Source organism: Frankia sp. CoWAU3 (assembly GCF_977971855.1).
On the sequence record NZ_CDWWXB010000140.1, the window covers coordinates 5,665 to 9,928 of the forward strand.

Genomic DNA, 4,264 nt, shown 5'->3' on the forward strand with positions numbered 1-4,264 from the left:
TGACCAGTTACGCTTCAAGTAGAAGAGGAACTCGCGGGCGTGCCCTGCTTCGTCGCGGCTCGCGCGGAGAAACAGGTCGGCCAGCACGGGCTCCTCCACCCACTCCGACATCGCCCGGTAGACCGTGTTGACGATGATCTCAGAGATCACGTTCGTGGTCAGGGTCGCACTCGGCATGATACCGGCTTCGTACGGCTCACGCAGAGCCTCGATCTTGTCCTGGTCGATGTGGACGCCCACCGCCTTGAGCCAGGCCCGGAAGGCGTAGTGATGCTGAAGCTCCTGGTAGGCCCAGATGGCCACGAAGGCCGAGCAGTCGTAGTCGTCGTGGAACTCGCTGAGAAAACCGTGCAGCCCGGGGAGAGACGTCGCCTCGCCCATGACAACGCCTTGACAAGCGAGATGTAGACGGGATGAACGAGGTCACTCCGGACGTTTTCCAGCCCGAGGTCGGAAACCTTCCGCTGGAGGCGCTCGTAGTGTTGGAAAACATCGAAGCTATGGGACTTGTCAGCGGTGGCGGTCGGCATGGATGGACTCCTTCTGAGCTTCCCTCGCAGGCTTTTTCCGCTCTACCATGGGTTGCCTGGCCGATCATTACAACCCTGATATCACACGCCAATCGAACCATTCCTATCAGCTATCACGGAAGCGCTTACTGCCTCCGTGCGGGACGGTCCACGTACCGCCGCCCAGCGTTCACCAGCCCTTCATCGTTCACGAGTCCCTTCATCGGACCTGGTAGAACACGGTTGTCACGTACTGGTCGAAGTCGTTCACTCGGAGCGTGAGCCGAAGTTGCCATTCACCGGGCAACGGCGCCCGGATCCCGTCGCTCCGCGCATGGCCCGGCGCGGCCAGGCTCAGCGGAACAGTGAAGGGGCCGAGATCGGCGGCCGGCAACGACAACGCCGCACTGGCCTCCACCAGTTTCTGCGGTTTGCCGCTCGGGTCCGTGGCCTGGACGTCCAGGGTCTGGGCGCCCACTCGCGTCGGCGAGACCCTCACCTTCACCGTCATCGGACCCGCGAAGGTGGTGTCGGAGAACGGCGGTGAATAGCTGGTACGTCCCGGTACCATGTTCACCAACCCAGCCGTGATCCCCAGCACGACAGCCCCGAGCACGATTTCCGCCATGACACCCCGGCGCAGCCCGGCAAGCAGAACAGCATGCGACGAGCGGTCCGGCCGGCCGGCCGGCTGATTTCTGTTCGTTCTGTACTGCCGGCGGACCCACCACCGCGCCAGAGCGCCGAGAGCGATCATTCCAAGGACCAACCACACCTTGTACACCAGCAGTCGACCATAGCTGGTATCAATCAGGGCCCGTGGCGGGCCGACCTCACGCCAGCTCTGGAAGACCCCGCTGACCATCACGGCGACAACGGCCACAACCGCGATCTTCGACCACCGGGGAAGGATCTCCGCCAGCTCGGTGGCCGATGCGCGGCGCACCAGGAAACCGGCAATCATCACCAGACCACCGATCCATACCGACATGGCGATCACATGCGCTGTCGTGCTGGTGGTAGCCAGCCAAGCCAGATCGCCGGCACTGGCATGACCGATCATGGCAAGCGTCACGGCCACCACGACACCGAGACCGGCGAGCTCCCCGTTCCCCCGCGGATCCACCGACCCGGTTCGCAACAGCCGCCGCACGAGAGGCACCATCAAAGCAAGAGCGAGCAGACGGATCAGCAGCAGGTGACCGAACCGATCCGCCAGGGTGGTCGACAGAACCGACCACTGCCCGAGTCCCCCGAGGCCGAGCCCGGCAGCGTAGGGGCCTTGCAGCAGCAGCTGCGCGAATGCCGCAAAAACGGATAATCCCCACGCTGCCATCAACAGCCGGCCGGGACCGGCCGCACGAAGACCTGTCGGCCAGAGCACGATCAGAAAGAAACAGACGCCCAGCAACAGGGCCGTCGCGGCGTATCCGAGAAATCGCGCCATGGCGAAGACGACGCCCACCGTCGAGGAGCCCGATGTGCCGGAGACCGCCGCGGCGGCGGCATCCGGCGGCCCGCCCACACCGAAGGCGAGCGCACCGGAAACAGGATGACTATCCGCCGAGATGACACGCCAGCTCGCCACGTACGTGCCGTTCGGCAGCCCCGGCCGGAGCGCGACCGTCGCCTGCGACGCCTTGGGACCAGATCCGGCACGACCATCATCGACCCGCCTACCCGCGGAATCGAGCACCCGGATCGAATCGCGCGAGACCCGTACTGACTCGCTGTAGTCAAGGGTTACCTGTGCGGGTGCGACATCAAGTGCCGCGCCGTCCACGGGGTCGCTACCCGTCAAAAGGGCATGCGCCGAGGCCGGCGGGACCCCGAGGCCAAAACCGATGGAGGTGGTGGCCATGACCAGGAACGTCACGGCCACCACCAGGATGCGGCGCACGACGGTTAGGCGCGCCGTCGCAAAGAGATCAGCGCGAATCCACCGGCCAGCAACCCGAGTGCGCCAAGGACAAGGCCGGCAATCCCCAGGCCACGCGCCGTCCCGTCGGAATCGTCGGAGGCCGATGAGGCTTCGTCCGACCGCGCCGCGGCCGCGCCAGGCCCACCGGACCCCGGGGAGGATGCCGTCAGCGTGAGGACCAGCGCCGGCTTCTCAGGCTCCTGGGCGCCTGGGGCGGCGACATCGACCCACCGCACGACCGAACCGTCAGAGTATGTCTGCAATGCCTTGAACACAACGTGGTCGGTGTTTTCGGGCAGCGGCCCGGCGGAGACGGTGAAGGTGTCGAACTCCCCGGGCTTGATCCCGCCATCCCCCTGCGCCGTCCAGGCAATCCTGGTAACGATCTCCTTGACCTCTCCGTCGTCCGTCATGAGCGGCTTCGACGAGGCCGCTTTGGTAATCTTGTATGTCCACCCCGCCTTGGGCTGGACCGACACGGACGCGATCGAGGTGTCGGTAGGAAGCTGGACGTCCAACCCGGTCGTGGACGCGGTGTCCTTCTCCGTGGGGACCTTGAACGACAAGGTGGCGTAGCTGCCCGCGGCAGCCGTCGGCGGCTGCACCGTGACATGGGCGGACGCCGGTCCAGCTAGGAGGAACATCGCTGCCGCGGCAGTGCCGGCAAGCATGCCGGCACGCCGAACGTTACGGTACATAAGATCCCTTCGAACGTCCCACGGCGCGTGGGACCACCTGAAGATGCCTTGCCTTGCTCGCGCCGGGGTCGTTCGTCGGGCAGATGAGCCCGCCAGCGGAACTCGTCTACCAGGCTCGCCGTGACGTCAACGCTCGCCGTGACGTCAACCCCGGAAAAGGGGAAGCGGGTGGTCCCCGACGCCGTGCGCCACGGCCAAGGGGGCGAGCGTGCGGTCTCGACACCCGCTTCCGAAGGTTGATCTTCACGGTGGGTGGGACAGGCGGAACGACGGCGACGGTCACCGGATACAGCAACAGGGCCACGACGGTGCGCGGCCTCAGTCCGGCCGCGCACCACACAGCCCGCTCGGAGTGACGAAGCATCAGCCCCACACAGCCCACGGCAATGCCATGGGCCGCCGTCATCGGAACATCCAGGCTCGGACCGCTGGCCAGGTGGGTGTGCGGATGCGCAAGTACGAAGGTGACATGGAGGGCGATCTGCGTCACCCCCAGACCCGCGAGCAGCGCAGCGACTCCTCGCTCGCGGTCCGCGAGCCCGAACGCCACCCGGGTGAGGAGGAGGACCGCAACCAGCATGATCCCAGCGGCTGGCCGCGGCGCCCCGCCAGAGACGTGCGCGGCCCAGGCCAGACACACCGAGGACGAGGCGAACACGACGGCTCGGCCCAACCGGGCCGTCCCGCTGTCCACCTCGCACTCTGCTGCCACAGCGAGCAAGCTTGCCATGCCCGGCCGCGGTCATGGCCACACCCCCGGAACCGTGCGATTGGGGTTGATGATCTGACTGGCGGTCCTGGGCGTCTCGTGGGCAGGGTGACCATGAACTTCGCCCCGGGGGTACGCCGCGGGTCGTAATAGGCCTTATGGAGAGCTCGCTCAGTCGCTTCTCGGCGCCAGCCATGGCCGGCCGAGAGCGGAGACGCCGATCGCTTCGATCCATGACGGTCGGGCCGGGATGGTCGGGGCAGGTTAGTCGACCTGGGCCTGCTGGCCCGGCGGACGGGCAGGACCTGGGATCGTCGCGGACCGGGCGTTGCCGCTCTCGATATTACTTCCGGTGTTGCTTCGCTGGTAAGTGTTCGGTGATGTCGTGGGAGGGCTCGCCGAATGCCCGGCCGGCGTTGCCGGTCGG

4 protein-coding genes are annotated in these 4,264 nt (G+C 66.4%); all 4 read right to left on the reverse strand.

Going from position 1 to position 4,264, the window contains the following annotated elements; genetic code table 11:
* A partial coding sequence (locus AC08ON_RS12715) for a ferritin-like domain-containing protein (RefSeq protein ID WP_476608446.1) occupies nt 1-381 on the reverse strand: 381 nt, incomplete at its 3' end.
* A gap of 348 nt (nt 382-729) precedes the next feature.
* Nucleotides 730-2,385 (reverse strand): copper resistance CopC/CopD family protein, encoded by a 1,656-nt coding sequence (locus AC08ON_RS12720; RefSeq protein WP_476617043.1) that lies wholly within the window; start codon nt 2,383-2,385, stop codon nt 730-732.
* 29 nt (nt 2,386-2,414) lie between these two features.
* Nucleotides 2,415-3,101, reverse strand: a complete 687-nt coding sequence (locus AC08ON_RS12725; protein WP_476617044.1) for a YcnI family copper-binding membrane protein — start codon at nt 3,099-3,101, stop codon at nt 2,415-2,417.
* Between the two features lie 133 nt (nt 3,102-3,234).
* Entirely contained in the window at nt 3,235-3,840 is a 606-nt protein-coding gene (locus AC08ON_RS12730; RefSeq protein WP_476608443.1) for a hypothetical protein, read from the reverse strand.
* Nucleotides 3,841-4,264 lie beyond the last annotated feature (424 nt).

What these genes read in the sequence shown, in the direction of transcription:
- AC08ON_RS12725 (WP_476617044.1), bottom strand. Translation starts at nt 3,101, where the DNA reads ATGCTTGCCGGCACTGCCGCGGCAGCGATGTTCCTCCTAGCTGGACCG.